The sequence below is a fragment of the Catalinimonas alkaloidigena genome (assembly GCF_029504655.1).
Taxonomy (GTDB): Bacteria; Bacteroidota; Bacteroidia; order Cytophagales; family Cyclobacteriaceae; genus Catalinimonas; species Catalinimonas alkaloidigena.
The window spans coordinates 6293927-6310927 of record NZ_JAQFIL010000001.1 but is presented as its reverse complement, the minus strand read 5'-3'; the positions used below and the strand labels follow the sequence as shown (position 1 = coordinate 6310927).

The window sequence follows — 17001 nt, the reverse complement described above, 5'->3', positions numbered from 1 at the left end:
CGAAATTGGTACCATGAGAGTTATCCGAAGACAAACCTTAAATGAAATATTAAGTAAGCTTCAATACAATAGTTTATTCTGACGAAAGTCAAACATATAAGTTAAAACTTAGTATTAAAATAATACCTCAGTAAGCGAACTTTAACACCTTCAGCCTGTATGTTTACAGTCATCATCTCACAAAAAACAAGCAAATCCTCTTCAGTCCTTTGCATTGGTACGATTAGGTGGTAATATTGTGCCCTTACCTATGAGTAGCATTATCCAGGAAATTCGCTCGCCCATTGAGAGTGAGATGGGCATATTTGAAAATAAGTTTCGTGATTTTATGAAGAGCAAAGTTTTACTGCTTGATAAGATCATGAGCTTTATCGTCAGGCGTAAAGGAAAGCAACTGCGTCCTATGTTTGTCTTTCTCTCCGCCGGGCTTACCGGGCAGATTAGTGAAGCTACCCATAGAGGAGCTGCTCTGATTGAGCTCCTGCATACCGCTACCCTGGTACACGATGATGTAGTAGATGACTCTAACTATCGTCGGGGCTTTTTCTCTATTAATGCATTGTGGAAGAATAAGATAGCTGTATTAGTAGGAGATTATCTCCTGTCAAGAGGGTTGTTACTTTCTGTAGAACATAAGGATTTTCACCTGCTGGAAATTGTATCCAATGCAGTGAAGGAGATGAGTGAAGGGGAGTTATTACAAATAGAAAAAGCCCGTAATCTTGACATTACTGAAGATGTATACTACGAGATAATCCGTCAGAAAACTGCTTCACTGATTAGCTCATGCTGCGGAGTCGGGGCGAGCTCTACAGGGTCTGCCCCTGAAGTTATCAGTAAAATGCAGCAATTTGGTGAAAAAGTAGGTATTGCGTTTCAGATCAAAGACGACCTTTTTGACTACGGAAGTGCGGAAATCGGTAAACCGGTAGGCATAGACATCAAAGAAAAAAAGATGACATTGCCGCTGATCTATGCGCTTCAGCATGCTTCCTGGCTGGAGAAAAAAAGAATTGTCTATATCATAAAAAACCAGAGCGAAAAAGCTCGTAAAGTGCATGAGGTGATAAACTTTGTGAAGGCATCAGGAGGAATAGAGTACGCTACTGAGGCCATGCATGCCTACCACCGGGAGGCGCAGGAGATTCTTAGTGCCTTTCCAGATTCCGATTATAAGCAGTCATTAACCCGCTTGGTAGAATACACCATTGAGCGAAAAAAGTAATAAATCAATATTTATTTTCCCTTATTGTATAAAGCGGAATATCCCAATGACTAAGTAGGGTTTTTATACCTATAAAAATATAGGAAAATAAGCATTGTGAAAGGAGCAAAAGCATGATAAGTTTGGGTTGTGCTTATGAACAGTCCCATACAGTCTCTGAAGAAATACATCATTCATCTGCTTATTAAAGCAGGAGCATATCCCGGAAACCACTCACATTTCAGTTGTCGCAGAAAGTTAGCGCAGCTAAAGAAGAGAACAAGTAATGGTGTGCGTCTGGTAGTTTTTCTTGTGGCTATATTTTCCTTAGGGCTGTTGACAAGCTTTCCTAAATCACCTTACGAGTCGGGTCCCGCTCTCTTGTCAAAGTTACATGATAACTGGTATGCTGAACCTGAGCGGATGACTAAAAACTGTAAAGCATTACCTCATCTGAGTAACCTCAAAATTAACATCAGACCACTGAGCAGTGATAAAGTGATTATTTACGCTAAGCCTTCTTCCGCAGTAATACCGGCTTCTTTGGTGTTGCAATTACAGCAAACAGAAAACCTGGTGGAAGGCAGAGTCTTCCGGGCGGTACGTCAGACTGATAGTGTAGACTTTAACATGATATTATCTGAAAAGGGTAATAAACTGACCTTAGCTTTCGCATTGGACGGAGATCTTACCTCTGGTGAGTATGTGCTCTCTTTCCTCCGACAGGAAAGCGAAAGCAGCGATCTATTCTCTTATTAACCATTCTTTCTGAATTAGAGATAAGCTTTTCCTCGGAATAAGTGCTTATATTTGGCATTTTTAACGTTTTTCAGGAGAGTGAACTCTTTTTAAGAAATTATGAGTTAAGTTTTTATGAGACATACACACACAATCTTATTCGGAATCATAAGCTTTTTATTGTCGGGAAATAATATGTTTGTACAGGCCCAGAGTGGCTACTGGCAACAAGGCGTAGAATACACCATGGAAGTAGATATGGATGTAGATACGCATCAGTTTGCAGGTACACAAAATCTGGTGTACTATAATAACTCTCCGGACACACTTCATCAGGTTTTTTATCACCTGTACTTTAATGCTTTCCAACCCGGAAGTATGATGGACGTACGTTCTCGCACCATTGAAGATCCCGACCGTCGGGTAGGAGATCGTATATTTTATCTGGGAGATGATGAGATAGGTTTTCAGCGTATAGAGTCACTTGAGCAGAATGGTGAGGCAGTAGATTATCAGATGGTTGGTACAATTCTGGAAGTTACGCTCAATGAGCCCATCATGCCTAACAGTGAAGCCACTTTTGATATGACCTTCGAAGGACAGGTGCCGCTTCAGATTCGTCGTACAGGAAGAGATAATGAGGAAGGCATTGATTATTCTATGTCACAGTGGTATCCCAAAATGGCGGAGTACGATTACGAGGGCTGGCATGCCAATCCTTATATTGGAAGAGAGTTTCACGGTGTATGGGGAAGCTATGATGTAAAAATCTCCATAGACTCGTCTTATGTGATGGCGGCTACTGGTTATTTACAAAACCCCCAGGAGGTAGGACACGGCTATCTTGAGGAAGGAAAGCGCTTAAAACGGCCCAACGGTGACAAAATCACTTATCACTTTACTGCTGACCATGTACATGATTTTATGTGGGCAGCTGACCCGGACTATATGCATACCATTGCGCAAGTGCCTAATGGACCTACTTTGCACTTCTTTTATCAGCAAGACTCGCTTACCCAAAACTGGAACGACCTGCCTGAATATACCGTGAAGGCTTTTCAGTATATGAATGAGCATTTTGGTAAATACCCTTACGATAAGTATTCTGTAGTACAAGGCGGAGATGGCGGTATGGAATACCCTATGGCTACCCTGATTACCGGCCATCGCTCATTACGCAGTTTGGTAGGGGTAACGGTTCATGAACTGATTCATAGCTGGTATCAGGGCGTATTGGGTACCAATGAAAGCTTATATTCCTGGATGGATGAAGGCTTTACCTCTTATGCTTCCAGCCGTACCATGGCGCATATCTTTGGAGGAAATGCGGATGATCCTCAGGTACATGCCAACTCATACGCGGGTTATTTTAACCTGGCAGAATCTGGTAGAGAGGAACCCATGACCACTCACTCTGATCATTACAGCACCAATTTTGCCTACGGAAGAGCGGCATACTCCAAAGGAGCGGTATTTCTGGCACAGTTGAGCTATATTATTGGTGATAATGCCTTTGCAAAGGGGATGAAGCGTTACTTTGAGGAGTGGAAATTCAAACATCCTAACCCTACTAACCTAAAGAGAATTATGGAGAAAGAGTCTGATATAGAGCTGGATTGGTACTTTGAATATTTTGTTAATACCACGCACACCATTAACTATGGCGTAAAGTCGGTGGAAGACCGAGGAGCAACCACCCATGTCACTTTAGAAAGAGTAGATAAAATGCCTATGCCACTGGATGTACTGGTAACCTATGAAGGTGGTGAACAGGAGTTATTCTACATCCCTCTCCGTATCATGCGCGGAGAAAAAGAAAACGACTCCAGCTATGAGCGCACTGAGATGCAAGACTGGCCCTGGGTTTTTCCTACCTATCTGTTAGAGATCTCTCGCCCTCTTGGCGAAATCAGTCAGATACAGATAGACCCATCCTATAAGATGGCCGATATAGACCGATCTAACAATAGTTATCCTGATACCAAAAATACCCGTTTTAATGAAGTTGCTGAATAAAACATTTTAGTCACACAAAATATTAACAGAGGGTTGTAGTGATGCAGCCCTTTTTTAATCCATAAATATTTGATTATGCCTGAATTACCAGAAGTAGCTATGTATCAGAAATACTTTCATCACACCGCTCTGCACAAAAAAGTGACAGATGTGGAAGTAGAGGATGAGAGAGTAATTCTGTTGGCTGTTGATAAGTTACGAGCATCATTAAAAGGAAATACTTTTGAAAGTACTGATCGTATCGGAAAGTACCTCTTTATCAGGCTTAGTAATAACCAATACCTTAGTATGCACTTTGGCATGACCGGTCGACTCATATACTTTAAGGATAAAGAAGATACGCCTCGCTTCACCAAGGTGCTTTTTTTCCTGGATGATGGCTTTCATCTGGCTTTTGTATGTCCTCGCATTCTGGGCAGAGTAGGCATAACGGATGAACCCCAAGCTTTTGGTAAGAAAAAAAAGCTGGGCCAGGACGCACTGAAAATCAGCCGGGAGGATTTTGTAAAGAAAATAAGTGGTAAAAAAGGTTTGATCAAACCCATATTAATGAACCAGCGGACCGTAGCGGGCCTGGGAAACTGGATCGTTGACGATATGCTATATCAGGCAGGCATCCATCCTGAAACCGTTGCTTCTCAGCTTGGTGAAGCACAAGTCAGCCTCTTATTTGACAAGATGCAGTACATCATCAAGACTGCTATTGATAATGAAGCTCGCTACGATGATTTCCCCGCGCATTTTTTAATTACACATCGGAATGAAGGTGCCAAAAGCAATTTATACGATGGTCACATCGAAAGAATGGTAGTAGGGGGAAGAGGAACTTATATCTGTCCGGCAGGACAGGTGCTCAAATGAAATGGTATTTAGGACTTAATTAGACTTATGTTAAATAAGCTTTTTTCTCAACGAAATGCGTTACGGGCAGTTCTTAAAATGAATTGTATTTTTTTAAACTAAAAATAAGAAAGCTATGAAGACGATTGAGAAATTAAACAATAAAGACGTAGCCCATTGCCCAATTTGTGATGCCAATGCGGTAGAGCCTTGCCACGAACCCAAAACCGACGACTGCCCCCGTGGAGACGACAGAAAAATAGAAAGCTAGAATATAGAAAGAAACAGCTAAAGGGTAAGGACTTCTACGCAGGAAGTCCTTTTTTGCTTTCAGGAAAAATGCTAGATTTAGTAAGAAACCTAAACTATTCTCTTTATGAAAACAACAACTCACAGAATGCAACAAGCTGTATTATTAGTATTCGCAATCGCTCTTGTATCGGCCTGTGCCTCATCCCGGCAGGCAGCAAACAGCCCGGTAGGTACCTGGGATTATGTGGTAAAAAATACCCCTTATGGAAATGTAGAGGGGCAGATGATTATAGAACAGGATGGTGATGGCTATGCCGGTGAAATTCGTTCCAGTCAGGGTAATCTCACTTTAAATAATGTTCAGATTAATGAAGGACAGCTCACTTCCACCTTTATGATGGACGGAAACAGTTTATCGCTGGAAGGTGCTTTTGAAGAAGATACCTTTACCGGGGAGGTAGCTGCAGGTAGTTATGATACTTTTCCCATGACTGCCTACCGAGCTTCTACCGGAGGCAGATAGACTGTTGCATGTTATTGTAAGAACGTAATTAATCACGTTCTTACTTTCAGATGATATTTTACTGATTTTCGTAATGCTGTTGAGAAGAAGTCTGCACTTCTCCTACCTCTTCAGAGTCGTGCTCCTCGCCAAAGAATTTATTTTGCATTACCAAGATAACGGCTACGCCTACAAAAATAGAGGCATCAGCAATGTTGAAGATAGGCCAGAGCGCCATATACTCACCCCCCCATACCGGGACCCACTCAGCCACGCGGCCTTCCCAGATATCTACATAAAACATATCAATGACCTGGCCATGAAACCAGGGTGTAGAGGCATCATAAGGGGCATTATCTAACAATACACCGTAAAAGGCACTATCGACGACATTACCTATGGCTCCTCCCAGGATCAAAGCAACTGACCACAATAGTCCCTGATGTACACCTTTCTTGGCTAGCATAAACAGATAATAACCGATACCTATCATTGCGAGCAGGCGGAAGAGGGTAAGGATCAGCTTGCCATATTCAGAGCCAATCTGCATACCGAAGGCCATACCGGGATTTAGGGTATAATGAAGTTTGAACCAATCTCCAAAGACCGGAATCTGCCCTACAACCCCCATGTCCATATTGAAATGTACCAGCAGCTTGACCGCCTGATCAAGCAAAATGATACCTAAACTCAACAGATAATACTTATAATACTTCACTGTTTGCGTGGTTTTATGGAAAGGCAGTAGGGCCTTTCCGGTGTTATGCTTCTATTTTTATACGTACTTGCTGATCATCCAAGTCTAGCAAACTAGCATCAGCTAACTGAGCAGTATCCCCCTGATCAACAATGTTCAGGCTCAGGGCCTGAGTTTCAGTACAGATATAATCTTTATGCAGTTGGATAGCTTCACTCATTAAGCTACCGTCACCGTTTTCAATACTAATCTTGATCTTATCCTGGACTTCCAGCCCCATATCTTTACGTAAATTCTGGATACGATTAACCAGATCACGGGCCAGGCCTTCTTTCTTTAACTCGTCAGTAACCGTAATGTCTAAAGCTACAGTAATATTTCCTTCTCTGGCCACCGACCAGCCTGGAATATCCTCAGAAGTGATCTCCACATCTTCTACGGTCAGGGCAATAGCCTGGTCAGAAAGAGCCAGCTCGTAATAATTTTCTCTTTCTAGCTGATTAATTTCCTCCTGTCCCATTTGAGCTACCGCAGCACTGATCTCCTTCATCTTAGGCCCGTATTGTTTACCCAGTTTACGAAAATTTGGTTTTATTTTCTTGACCAACACACCTGAGGCATCATCAATATACTCTATGTCTTTTACATTTACCTCAGACAGGATCAATTTTTCCATAGAACTTAGCCTGTCCTGGAACTCTTTGCTCAATACCGGAACCAGTATTTTAGATAACGGCTGACGTACCTTGATCGTATGCTGCTTGCGTAATGAATGCACCAATGAAGAAGTGGTCTGGGCCATCTGCATTCTGGCTTCCAGTTCAGTATCTACGTATTTTTCATCTACTTGAGGAAAATCCGTCAGATGAATAGAATCTACCGCTTCTTTCTTAGTGATATTATTTAAGTCTTTAAATAACCTTTCAGTATAAAAAGGCGCTACAGGCGAAGCAAGTTTAGCGATCGTTATCAGACAGGTGTAAAGTGTCTGGTAGGCCGCTTGCTTGTCTCTGCCATACTCTCCCTGCCAGAAACGCTTACGGTTAAGCCTCACATACCAGTTACTCAGATCATCAATAGTAAAGTCCTGGATCATGCGGGTGGCACGAGTCGGTTCGTACTCATCATAAGCTGCTTCTACCTGTTTCACCATGCTGTTGAGCTTGGAAAGTATCCAGCGGTCACTTTCAGTTCTCTCTATAAGCGGAACATCTTCTTCAGCATAAGTAAAACCATCCAGGTTAGCGTATAATGCAAAGAAAGAGTAAGTATTCTGCAAAGTACCGAAGAAACGGCGTTGTACTTCCTTTACGCCTTCCAGGTCAAAGCGCAGATTGTCCCAGGGGTTAGCATTGGCAATCATGTACCAGCGTGTGGCATCCGGTCCATAAGTTTTCAGCGTCATGAAGGGGTCTATGGCATTGCCCAGTCGCTTAGACATTTTGTTGCCGTTCTTGTCTAGCACCAGCCCGGTAGAGACTACATTTTTGAAAGCCACACTGTCAAAGAGCATCCCGGCAATGGCATGTAGGGTAAAAAACCAGCCACGGGTTTGGTCTACACCTTCAGAGATGAAATCAGCCGGATAGTTAGCTTTATACACCTCCTGATTCTCAAAAGGGTAGTGCCACTGCGCGTACGGCATGGCTCCGGAGTCAAACCAGACATCTATCAGGTCTGCTTCACGGTACAACTTTGCTCCTTTTTCGCTCACCAACACTATATGGTCCACATAAGGACGGTGCAGATCTTCTTTGATCAGTGCCTCATTATTTTTCTCTACCAGTTTTATATCATCAGCAAAAGCAGCATTGGCTTTTTCCACTTCTTCCTTCAATTCAACTACTGAGCCTATGCACTTTTCTTCTGTTCCATCTTCGCTACGCCAAATGGGTAGAGGTGTCCCCCAGTAACGTGAGCGACTCAGGTTCCAGTCTACCAGGTTTTCCAGCCAGTTACCGAAACGTCCTGTGCCGGTAGATTCCGGCTTCCAATTGATTGTTTTGTTCAGGGCAATGAGCTGATCTTTCAACTCAGTGGTTCTGATAAACCATGAGTCCAGTGGATAGTAAAGCACCGGCTTATCCGTACGCCAGCAGTGCGGGTAGGAGTGAACGTATTTCTCCACCTTGAAAGCCTTATTCTCTTCCTTCAGCTTGATGGCGATTTTGACATCAGTAGATTTGTAGTCAGGATCATCCTCGTCCTCGTCATCATAATTCTTTACCGGCATATCGGCAAAGTCGGTGATTTCGGCCACAAAACGTCCTTTTTTGTTGACGATAGGCACATCATTACCATTGTCATCTTTCACCATCACACCGGGTATGCCATGCTGCTCCAGCGTCCGGAAGTCGTCCGCACCAAAAGTCTTGGCAAGGTGCACCAGCCCGGAACCATCTTCGGTAGTGACAAAATCTCCGGCAATCACGGTAAAAGCAGGGTCGGGCAGCGGGACATAAGGCATCAACTGCTCATATTGAATGCCTACCAGTTTTTTCCCGGGAAAAGTATCTATAATCTCATAAGGGATTAATTTATTTCCCGGCTTATAGTCCTCGACTTTGAGGTCCTTGGCTTTAGGGTTGAAATAAGTACTGATCCTGTCTTTGGCCAGTATCACATTGACCGGAAGAAAGGTATAGGGATTGAATGTTTTTACTTTTACATACTCAATCTTTTCTCCTACGGCAATGCCTGAGTTAGCCGGAAGTGTCCAGGGCGTGGTCGTCCAGGCCAGCAGATAATCATTCTCTGTACCTTTGATCTTAAACTGACCAGTAAGAGAAGTATCTTTTATATCCCGATAGCAACCAGGCTGGTTAAGCTCGTGTGAGCTCAGTCCTGTTCCCGCTGCGGGAGAGTAAGGTTGTATGGTATAACCTTTGTACAGCAGCCCTTTGTCATAAAACTTTTTGAGCAGGTGCCAGAGCGTTTCCATATAATCCTTCTCAAAAGTGATATATGGCTCATCCAGGTCTACCCAATAGCCCATTTTCTGGGTAAGGTCATCCCACTGGCTTTTGTACTTCATTACCGCCTCACGGCAGCGCTGATTGTATTCTTCTACAGAAATCTTCCGACCGATATCATCTTTGGTGATGCCCAGTTCCTTTTCTACCTGCAACTCTACCGGCAGACCGTGGGTATCCCATCCTCCCTTACGTTTTACCTGAAATCCCTGTAAAGTCTTGAAGCGGCAGAAAATATCTTTAATGGTACGGGCCATCACATGGTGTATGCCGGGTGTACCATTGGCCGAGGGTGGTCCTTCATAAAAAGTGAAGGTAGGTTTGCCCTCACGGCTATCTATGGATTGCTGAAAAACCTTCTGTTCCTGCCAGTAGGCAAGTGCTTCTTCTGCTATCTGAGCGTAATCAGGATTCTTATATTCTGGATATTTCACACGCTGTGCATTCACTGTATTCCTTTCTTTTTCGAATAATTCCGCTGGGCGGCATTCCGCAAAGTTATCATTTGATTCCTTTTTTATGCAATATGAATTGATATAACAAGCATTTTATCGAAAAGATTTACGGAAGACAGCGGTTATGCGTTGGCCTGATGCCAAAAGATTGAGTGAAGATGATACATAGTGCTGAGCACAGGTATTGATTACACTTTACTGAATAGCTATCAGGGTGAACTTATTAGTTTTTGGTCAATTCTCTCTTCGGTTTTCGTTGCTCACCTCTTCATTTTGCCCGCTACCATTAGGACGCTCTATTTTCTCCAGATCTATTTCCTCATCTTCATCTTCTTGGTAAAACTCATCATAGTGTTCAATCAAATGGAAAATCTCCTGATCATGCTTTTTCACCAGACCTTTGCCATTATCAAAAGCCATCAGTAGGGCAGGAAGTATGGTAAGGTTGGTAAACATAGCAATGAGTAGGGTGAGCGACGTAAGGATTCCCAGATACATAGTACCGCCAAAACTAGAACCAGCAAAAATGATAAAACCAAAGAAAAGAATCGTAGAAGTATAAATCATACTGGTGCCGGTTTCGCGCAAACTTTTGCTGATGGCAATAGGCACAAAAGCTTTGTGCAGCTTAAGCTCCTGCCGGTATTTGGCCAGAAAGTGAATAGAATCATCTACTGATATCCCGAATACTATACTGAAAATAATGGCTGTGCTGGGCTTGAGTGGTATGCCTACAAAGCCCATAATGCCCGCTGTGATAATGAGCGGGATAAGATTAGGTACTAATGAAATAAGTATCATACGGAAACTGCCAAAGAGCATGGCCATGATCAGCGCAATCAGGCAGAATGCCAGCAAGAGACTGACCAGCAGGTTGTCAATCAAGAACTCATTCCCTTTGGTAAACAGCAGACTTGCTCCGGTGATGTTGATCTTTGTTTCTTCACTGTCAAAGATCTCCTCTGCCTTGGGGCGTATTTTCTCATTAATCAGCGTTTTGATCTCATTGGAGCCTATATCGGCAATTTTAAGTGAGATGCGAATTTGCTGCCCGGTGCTGTCGCTGAAGTTACTAAGCAGGTCCATCTGAGCTGCTTCATTATTTTCGTCTGTTTCTTCATCGGAAATGAGCCCTTGGGCCTGCGAATTTTGTAAATAACGGAAAACAAAGGCCTTATCCCGATTGTCTGGCAAAGCATAAAAGGCCGGGCTGTTGTTATAGAATGCCTGTCGGGCCGCTTTGATAAAGCCCACTATTGAGATAGGCTCTGAGATCTCAGGCTGCTCTGCCAGGTATTGCTGGAAATTATCTACTTTTTGGAGGGTAGGGACCCGGGTAATGGCTCTTTTCTGCTGGGTGTCTATGACTACTTCCAGGGGCATGATGCCGGTGAAGTTATCTTCAAAAAATGCCAGGTCGCGTTTGAGTTCACTGTCATTGGGAACATCATCTACCAGAAAAGAAACCGCTTCTATCTTAAACATGCCAAATGCAAAAACAGCGACTACAGCTATTGCGCCCATCATCACACGGTATTTATGTCGGTGCACCAGTAAGTCCAGAAGGGTAAGTACTCTATCTATCATTCTGAAGCGTAAGTGCTTTAGCTGCCGGGAACTCGGTGGAGGCAAGTATGAGAATACAGCAGGAATGAGAATGATGCTGACAATAAAAGTAGCCAGAATATTAAGCCCCGCTACCAGGCCGAATTCCTCAAGAATGGCAATTTCGGTAAAGATCAACACCAGAAAACCGATAGCAGTAGTCACATTGGTAATGAGGGTTGCCAAGCCAATCTTTTCTATGATATTGGTGAGGGCTTTGATCTTATCGCCATGCCGGTTGTATTCCTGATGGTACTTGTTGAGCAGGTAGACACTATTCGGTATCCCGATGACTACAATGATAGGCGGCAGAAGGCCGGAAAGTACTGTAATATCGTAATTAAAAAGGGCTAGCGTACCCATAGACCAGACTACCATAATGCCGATGATGATCAGCGGAAAAATTACCGCATCCCATGAGCGAAAGAAAAGCAAGAGTATACATGCGGTTACGAGGACCGAAAGAATTAAGAAAATCTGTAACTCAGACTGTACCTTGGCATTCATAATGGTGCGTACAAAAGGAATCCCTGCATAGTGGAGTTCAATGCCTGTAATTTCTGAAAAGCTTTCCCCTAATTGTTGGATGTCCAGTATAAGTTGTTGCCGCTTGTCTGAGTTGAGCGTTTTTTTTTCTATAGCGATCAACATGAAAGTAGCGCCATTCTCTTCATTGATGAGCTGACCACTATAAAACTTTTGGTCGTTCGCCTGTTGTAAGAGCGTATCCAGGCCAGCCTGATCATTGGGAATTTCCACAAAGACCGGGGCTAATTCAAACTGCTTGCTTTCGGTATTTTTTACCAGCTTTTGCATGCTGGGGAGTGAGAGTGCATATTTTACTCCCTCCAGCTTGGTAACTTCTTCGCTGAAATATTTATACTTCTGGAAATTTTCTACCTGATAAAGGGCGCTATCTCTGAGGCCAATTGCCAATACGTTGGCGTCTTCTCCGAATTGTTCTTTGAACTGATCGTAGTAAACCATATCAGGATCAGAAGAAGGTACGGCTTCTACATAATCATAACTCACTTCCAGTTCCTGGGCTTTATAGGCCATAAATGCTGTAATAATGGCCAGAATAATCATCAGCCAAAAGCGATATCTGATGATTGTATGGGCTAGTTTAATCCACATGAAAGCAATACTAAGCGGGTAAATCTGTATTTAATAGAAGAATGCAAAAAACAACTAAGAAAAAATGCAATTAATAGAGAAAATCCAATAAGCTCTGTTTCTATACAAATAAATAGAATATGTAAAGCAAATGTTATTGATTTTCAAATAGTTCTATTGATTTGAGTAAATATATTTGTACCAGTTGGCAGACAAAGCATTCACTCACCTGAATAAGCTACTATTTTTAGAGGGTCTTGGTTCAACAATAGTACCAATATACTGTATAATCGCGGAATTTTGTGCTTGAATGTTAGGGGGCGCTCAAAGAAATTTTCCACGGCTACGGCAAAAAATTCTTTTTCATTGGTAGCCGCATAGCTTCTTAGAAAGTCATGCTTATTTTCACGGATGAGCTCACTGAGCTTAGCGGCTTCCTCCTGAAACGCTTCCCAGGTTTCTTTATGCAGAAAATCATACTCTTCATTCTCAATCAGGTTCTCCAGTTCCAGTGCATGTGCCATTTCGTGTAAGCCTAGGTTATAAGAATCGTCCGGATCCTGATAGCCCTTCAGAAAACTTTTCCAGGAGAACACGATTGCCTGCGCTTTGGGGTTAACTTCTCCTTTATGCATCATGTTGTTGACAGTGGAAAAGTAATAATCCGGATAAATGATAATTCTTTTGAAGAATTGCAGGCAGATATCCGGTAAGCCAAAAGTAAGCTGTACGGCTGATGCTGCGATCAACACTTTCATCTCTGAGGTCACAATTTTGAACATCCGGGGAATGAAAGTCTTGCGGGCAATAAAAAGCTGTACCCTTTGGACAAATTTATGCTTACTCTGCTCATCCAAGGCCTGGTAATAGGCGAAGTTTTGAAGGAGTATCTTATGAATTTCATCTTCCGGCACCTGGGATGATGCAGCTCTACGAAATTTCATGTACTGGTACAAAAAGTAAACGCTCACCAAAATGAGCGCTATGATCATACCTATAAAAAACGCATTAAGATCTATCAATTCTTGCTGCTGTTCATTCACAACTAAGCTAGTTTCTCAAAGATGTGTTTCATAGAGGTCGCCTCCAGCAGCCTGCTTTTAAGTTCAGGAATGGCAATACGCTCCTGCTCGGTACTGTCTCTGTGACGAATAGTTACCGTATTGTCTTCCTTGCTTTGATGGTCTACAGCGATACAGAATGGCGTACCAATCAGGTCCTGACGGGTATAACGCTTGCCAATGGCCGCACTTTCGTCATAGGTAACCTTGAGGTCCATTTTCAGGTCTTCGTAGATAGAAGTTGCGATTTCCGGCAGGCCATCTTTCTTAACCAGTGGAAGTATGGCTGCTTTTACCGGCGCTAAGGCAGGGTGTATTTTAAGATAGATTCTGGTTTTTTCATTGCCTTTGGCGTCTACACCGGTATCCTCGGTATAAGCTTCACACATCATCATCAGGAAGAGGCGATCGGCACCGATAGAGGTTTCTATCACGTAAGGAATGTAGTTTTTGCCTACTTCCGGATCAAAGTACTGCATCTTTTTACCAGAAACCTCCTGATGACTTTTCAGGTCAAAATCCGTACGGGAATGGATCCCTTCTACTTCTTTAAAACCGAAAGGAAAGAGGTATTCAATATCTATAGCCGCATTAGCATAATGGGCAAGTTTCTCATGCTCATGTATGCGCAGCTTTTCAGGCTCAAGCCCCAGTGCTTCATGCCATTTGATACGGATAGACTTCCAGTGGTCAAACCACTGCATTTCTTCGCCGGGACGTACAAAAAATTGCATTTCCATCTGTTCAAACTCCCGCATACGGAAAATGAACTGACGGGCTACAATCTCATTACGGAAGGCCTTACCAATCTGTGCGATACCGAAAGGTACTTTTTGCCGGGCAGTTTTCTGCACATTCAGAAAATTAACAAAGATCCCCTGGGCAGTTTCCGGCCGTAGGTAAATGGTATTGGAGTCTTCAGTTACTGAGCCTACTTTGGTAGAAAACATCAGGTTGAACTGGCGCACATCAGTCCAGTTGGCCGTATCGGACAGAGGACAGCGGATATCATATTCTACGATCAGTTCGCGAAGCCCCACTAAATCCTCAGCCTCCAGCAGGCTGTTCATTTTTTTGAGCAAGAGATAGGCTGTCTTGATCTCTCCTTCGGCTTCCAGGCGAGCCGCATAATCTTCAATCAGATTATCAGCACGATAACGCTTCTTGGAATCTTTATTATCAATCATCGGATCGTTAAAGCTGTCTACATGACCTGAAGCCTTCCAGGTCTGAGGCTGCATGAAGATGGCAGCATCCAGACCTACAATATTATCGTTAAGGCGGGTCATGGCCTGCCACCAGGCTTGCTTGAGGTTATTTTTTAACTCTACCCCAAATGGACCATAATCGTATACAGCCTGTAAACCGTCATAAATCTCACTGGAAGGATAAACAAATCCATATTCTTTCGCATGAGCAATTACTTTCTTAAGGGAGCTTTCCGCTTCCCTGCCCTGCGGTGTTACATTGCTTTTATCTGCGCTATCTTTTGCCATAAGCGCAAAGATAGGGCAGTATGCAGCGGAATTACAAGACTAAAGGAAAAGCTTTTTATGAATGATTACTTCTTTCGAGGAAATTTTAATTGGCAAATTATCTGGAAGGGCAGGTTCTGCATGTAAAGCAGACAGTTTGAGGTTGCTTTCAAGTCCCTGAGTTTCACTTAACCTCCACAGTTGAGATTCGGGGTTTTTTGCAAAGACTTCTACCCATGGTTTGTCTTGCGAAACTAGGCTATGTCATATACCAAATTCCTAAAATTTGGCAGATCTTCTCCATTAAAAGTTATTTATCAAACATTGCCTATTACATAGCACTGTAGGTGTTCATTGGTGGGACGGGCTTGCAATTTATCGCTCCGAAGTGTAGCCTGGCGGTCCTAGCCTTCGGTGCTGTCTGAAAGAACTTCTACGGTAAGGTGAGGATGGGGCATTACGTCCTGATGCTTATTTGTTGCCTTAGTCTCTCTTAATAACCACCACATCAGGATAGAAATAGCTTTCATTTTTTTTGTGGCAAACTTTGATGTCATTGGAATGAGCAGTGAAAGCACAGGTTCTGACAAGATTTGAGATCATTGCGATCAAATGGTGGGGAGGGATATGCTGGCTCGTAACAAAGAATGATTCCGTCTATGCACTTATGCTTAGCCTCACTTTCACGTGCTGCAGCCAGGTAATCCCGTATTTCTGTTTCCATAAGACAAAACACGAACTGTTCTGATCAATATAAAAAACGTGATCGCACGCCGAACCGGCAGAACAGCTCGTGTTTTAGGGAAGTAAATCAGGCGGCTATTTATACTGCTCTTCGTAGTATTGTTTATAGTCGCCGGATGTGATATGCTGAAGCCATTTTTCATTGGCCAGATACCAGTCTACTGTTTTTTCCAGCCCTTCTTCAAACTGAAGGGAAGGCTCCCAGCCCAGTTCGTTCATCAGTTTACTGGCATCAATGGCATAACGCAAATCATGACCGGCCCGGTCTTTCACAAAGGTGATCAGCTTTTCAGATTCGCCTTCTTCTCTACCTAGTTTCTTGTCCATGATTTTGCAGAGCAGGCGAACGATGTCAATGTTTTTCCACTCATTGAAACCTCCTATATTATAGGTGTCGCCCACTTTTCCTTGATGAAAGATAACATCAATAGCGCGGGCATGGTCTTCCACATACAGCCAGTCACGCACGTTTTCTCCTTTTCCATAAATAGGAAGGGGCTTCTTATTCTGAATATTATTGATACACAGCGGGATCAGCTTTTCAGGAAAATGGTAAGGGCCGTAGTTGTTAGAGCAGTTACTTACAATAACTGGCATGTTATAAGTATTATGGTAAGCTCTTACGAAGTGATCAGAACTGGCTTTGGAGGCTGAGTAAGGCGACTTGGGGTCATAAGAAGTGTCTTCTACGAAAAAACCTCCATTATCCAATGAACCATATACCTCATCTGTTGAGATATGATAGAAAAGGTGCTTATCCAGATCATCTTTCCAGATGTTTTTAGCAGCATTGAGCAGATTGACAGTTCCTACTACATTAGTGGTAATAAAAGCCATCGGGTCTTTGATGGAGCGGTCTACATGCGATTCCGCTGCCAGGTGGATTACCGCATCAAATTTGGTCTCTTCAAAAAAATTATTGATAAAACCTGCATCGCTGATATCGCCACGTACAAAAGTATAATTAGGCTTATCTTCTATATCCATCAGGTTTTCCAGGTTACCTGCGTAAGTAAGTTTATCCAGATTATAAATTCTATATTCAGGATATTTGTTGACAAACAACCTGACGACATGGGAACCGATGAAACCCGCGCCACCAGTAATAAGTATTTTTTTTGTGGTATTCATAATTTTTGCGATAATTAAGAAAGAGCAAATGTATCCTTTTTTCCTATTATTTCATATTTAAATACAATGCTTGCTTATATTGTAAGGTTTAGTAAAAAGATTTTTCTATTTTCTGAAGTGCAAGCTTCAGATTCATCTCTTGTACTTGGTACAATCATCGTGCAAATTGGTAATATTGCTTCTTATTATACGT

13 protein-coding genes are annotated in these 17001 nt (G+C 42.7%); 6 read left to right on the top strand and 7 right to left on the bottom strand.

The window, feature by feature from the left end; all coding sequences use genetic code 11:
• Positions 1–250: 250 nt before the first annotated feature.
• From OKW21_RS25520 to OKW21_RS25495, 6 genes are all read left to right on the top strand, one after another.
• Positions 251–1225, top strand: a complete 975-nt coding sequence (locus OKW21_RS25520; protein ID WP_277485147.1) for a polyprenyl synthetase family protein — start codon at positions 251–253, stop codon at positions 1223–1225.
• Positions 1226–1360: 135 nt separating this feature from the next.
• A complete protein-coding gene (locus OKW21_RS25515) occupies positions 1361–1963 on the top strand; it encodes a hypothetical protein (RefSeq protein ID WP_277485145.1) in 603 nt (200 codons plus the stop codon).
• 114 nt (positions 1964–2077) lie between these two features.
• A complete protein-coding gene (locus tag OKW21_RS25510; RefSeq protein ID WP_420870124.1) occupies positions 2078–3958 on the top strand; it encodes a M1 family metallopeptidase in 1881 nt (626 codons plus the stop codon).
• Positions 3959–4033: 75 nt separating this feature from the next.
• Positions 4034–4819, top strand: coding sequence for a DNA-formamidopyrimidine glycosylase family protein (locus OKW21_RS25505; protein ID WP_277485142.1), 786 nt, complete (start codon positions 4034–4036; stop codon positions 4817–4819).
• A gap of 115 nt (positions 4820–4934) precedes the next feature.
• Positions 4935–5069, top strand: coding sequence for a hypothetical protein (locus OKW21_RS25500; protein ID WP_277485141.1), 135 nt, complete (start codon positions 4935–4937; stop codon positions 5067–5069).
• A 105-nt stretch (positions 5070–5174) separates the two neighbouring features.
• Positions 5175–5573: a hypothetical protein gene (locus tag OKW21_RS25495; protein ID WP_277485139.1), complete on the top strand. Its 399-nt coding sequence runs from the start codon at positions 5175–5177 to the stop codon at positions 5571–5573.
• A gap of 58 nt (positions 5574–5631) precedes the next feature.
• Here the strand turns inward: OKW21_RS25495 and OKW21_RS25490 are convergent, their stop codons facing one another.
• The 7 genes from OKW21_RS25490 to rfbB all read right to left on the bottom strand — a co-directional run bounded on the left by OKW21_RS25490 (position 5632) and on the right by rfbB (position 16808).
• Positions 5632–6270, bottom strand: a complete 639-nt coding sequence (locus tag OKW21_RS25490; protein WP_277485136.1) for a lipoprotein signal peptidase — start codon at positions 6268–6270, stop codon at positions 5632–5634.
• Between the two features lie 43 nt (positions 6271–6313).
• Positions 6314–9655, bottom strand: a complete 3342-nt coding sequence (gene ileS / locus OKW21_RS25485) for an isoleucine--tRNA ligase (protein WP_277485131.1) — start codon at positions 9653–9655, stop codon at positions 6314–6316.
• Positions 9656–9910: 255 nt separating this feature from the next.
• The gene (locus OKW21_RS25480) at positions 9911–12418 is read right to left on the bottom strand and encodes an efflux RND transporter permease subunit (protein WP_277485129.1); all 2508 of its coding nucleotides are present in this window, start codon (positions 12416–12418) and stop codon (positions 9911–9913) included.
• A 200-nt stretch (positions 12419–12618) separates the two neighbouring features.
• Positions 12619–13341 (bottom strand): zinc-dependent peptidase, encoded by a 723-nt coding sequence (locus tag OKW21_RS25475; RefSeq protein WP_277485126.1) that lies wholly within the window; start codon positions 13339–13341, stop codon positions 12619–12621.
• A gap of 101 nt (positions 13342–13442) precedes the next feature.
• Positions 13443–14954: a glycine--tRNA ligase gene (locus OKW21_RS25470; RefSeq protein WP_277485123.1), complete on the bottom strand. Its 1512-nt coding sequence runs from the start codon at positions 14952–14954 to the stop codon at positions 13443–13445.
• A 383-nt stretch (positions 14955–15337) separates the two neighbouring features.
• Positions 15338–15463 carry a hypothetical protein gene (locus tag OKW21_RS25465; RefSeq protein ID WP_277485120.1) on the bottom strand — a complete coding sequence of 42 codons (126 nt, stop codon included), beginning with the start codon at positions 15461–15463 and terminating at the stop codon, positions 15338–15340.
• A 289-nt stretch (positions 15464–15752) separates the two neighbouring features.
• Positions 15753–16808 carry a dTDP-glucose 4,6-dehydratase gene (gene rfbB / locus OKW21_RS25460; RefSeq protein ID WP_277485118.1) on the bottom strand — a complete coding sequence of 352 codons (1056 nt, stop codon included), beginning with the start codon at positions 16806–16808 and terminating at the stop codon, positions 15753–15755.
• Positions 16809–17001 lie beyond the last annotated feature (193 nt).

What these genes read in the sequence shown, in the direction of transcription:
- OKW21_RS25495 (WP_277485139.1), top strand. Translation starts at nt 5,175, where the DNA reads ATGAAAACAACAACTCACAGAATGCAACAAGCTGTATTATTAGTATTC.
- OKW21_RS25500 (WP_277485141.1), top strand. Translation starts at nt 4,935, where the DNA reads ATGAAGACGATTGAGAAATTAAACAATAAAGACGTAGCCCATTGCCCA.
- OKW21_RS25480 (WP_277485129.1), bottom strand. Translation starts at nt 12,418, where the DNA reads ATGTGGATTAAACTAGCCCATACAATCATCAGATATCGCTTTTGGCTG.
- rfbB (WP_277485118.1), bottom strand. Translation starts at nt 16,808, where the DNA reads ATGAATACCACAAAAAAAATACTTATTACTGGTGGCGCGGGTTTCATC.
- OKW21_RS25510 (WP_420870124.1), top strand. Translation starts at nt 2,078, where the DNA reads ATGAGACATACACACACAATCTTATTCGGAATCATAAGCTTTTTATTG.
- OKW21_RS25515 (WP_277485145.1), top strand. Translation starts at nt 1,361, where the DNA reads ATGAACAGTCCCATACAGTCTCTGAAGAAATACATCATTCATCTGCTT.
- OKW21_RS25465 (WP_277485120.1), bottom strand. Translation starts at nt 15,463, where the DNA reads ATGAAAGCTATTTCTATCCTGATGTGGTGGTTATTAAGAGAGACTAAG.
- OKW21_RS25520 (WP_277485147.1), top strand. Translation starts at nt 251, where the DNA reads ATGAGTAGCATTATCCAGGAAATTCGCTCGCCCATTGAGAGTGAGATG.
- OKW21_RS25505 (WP_277485142.1), top strand. Translation starts at nt 4,034, where the DNA reads ATGCCTGAATTACCAGAAGTAGCTATGTATCAGAAATACTTTCATCAC.
- OKW21_RS25470 (WP_277485123.1), bottom strand. Translation starts at nt 14,954, where the DNA reads ATGGCAAAAGATAGCGCAGATAAAAGCAATGTAACACCGCAGGGCAGG.
- OKW21_RS25475 (WP_277485126.1), bottom strand. Translation starts at nt 13,341, where the DNA reads ATGAAATTTCGTAGAGCTGCATCATCCCAGGTGCCGGAAGATGAAATT.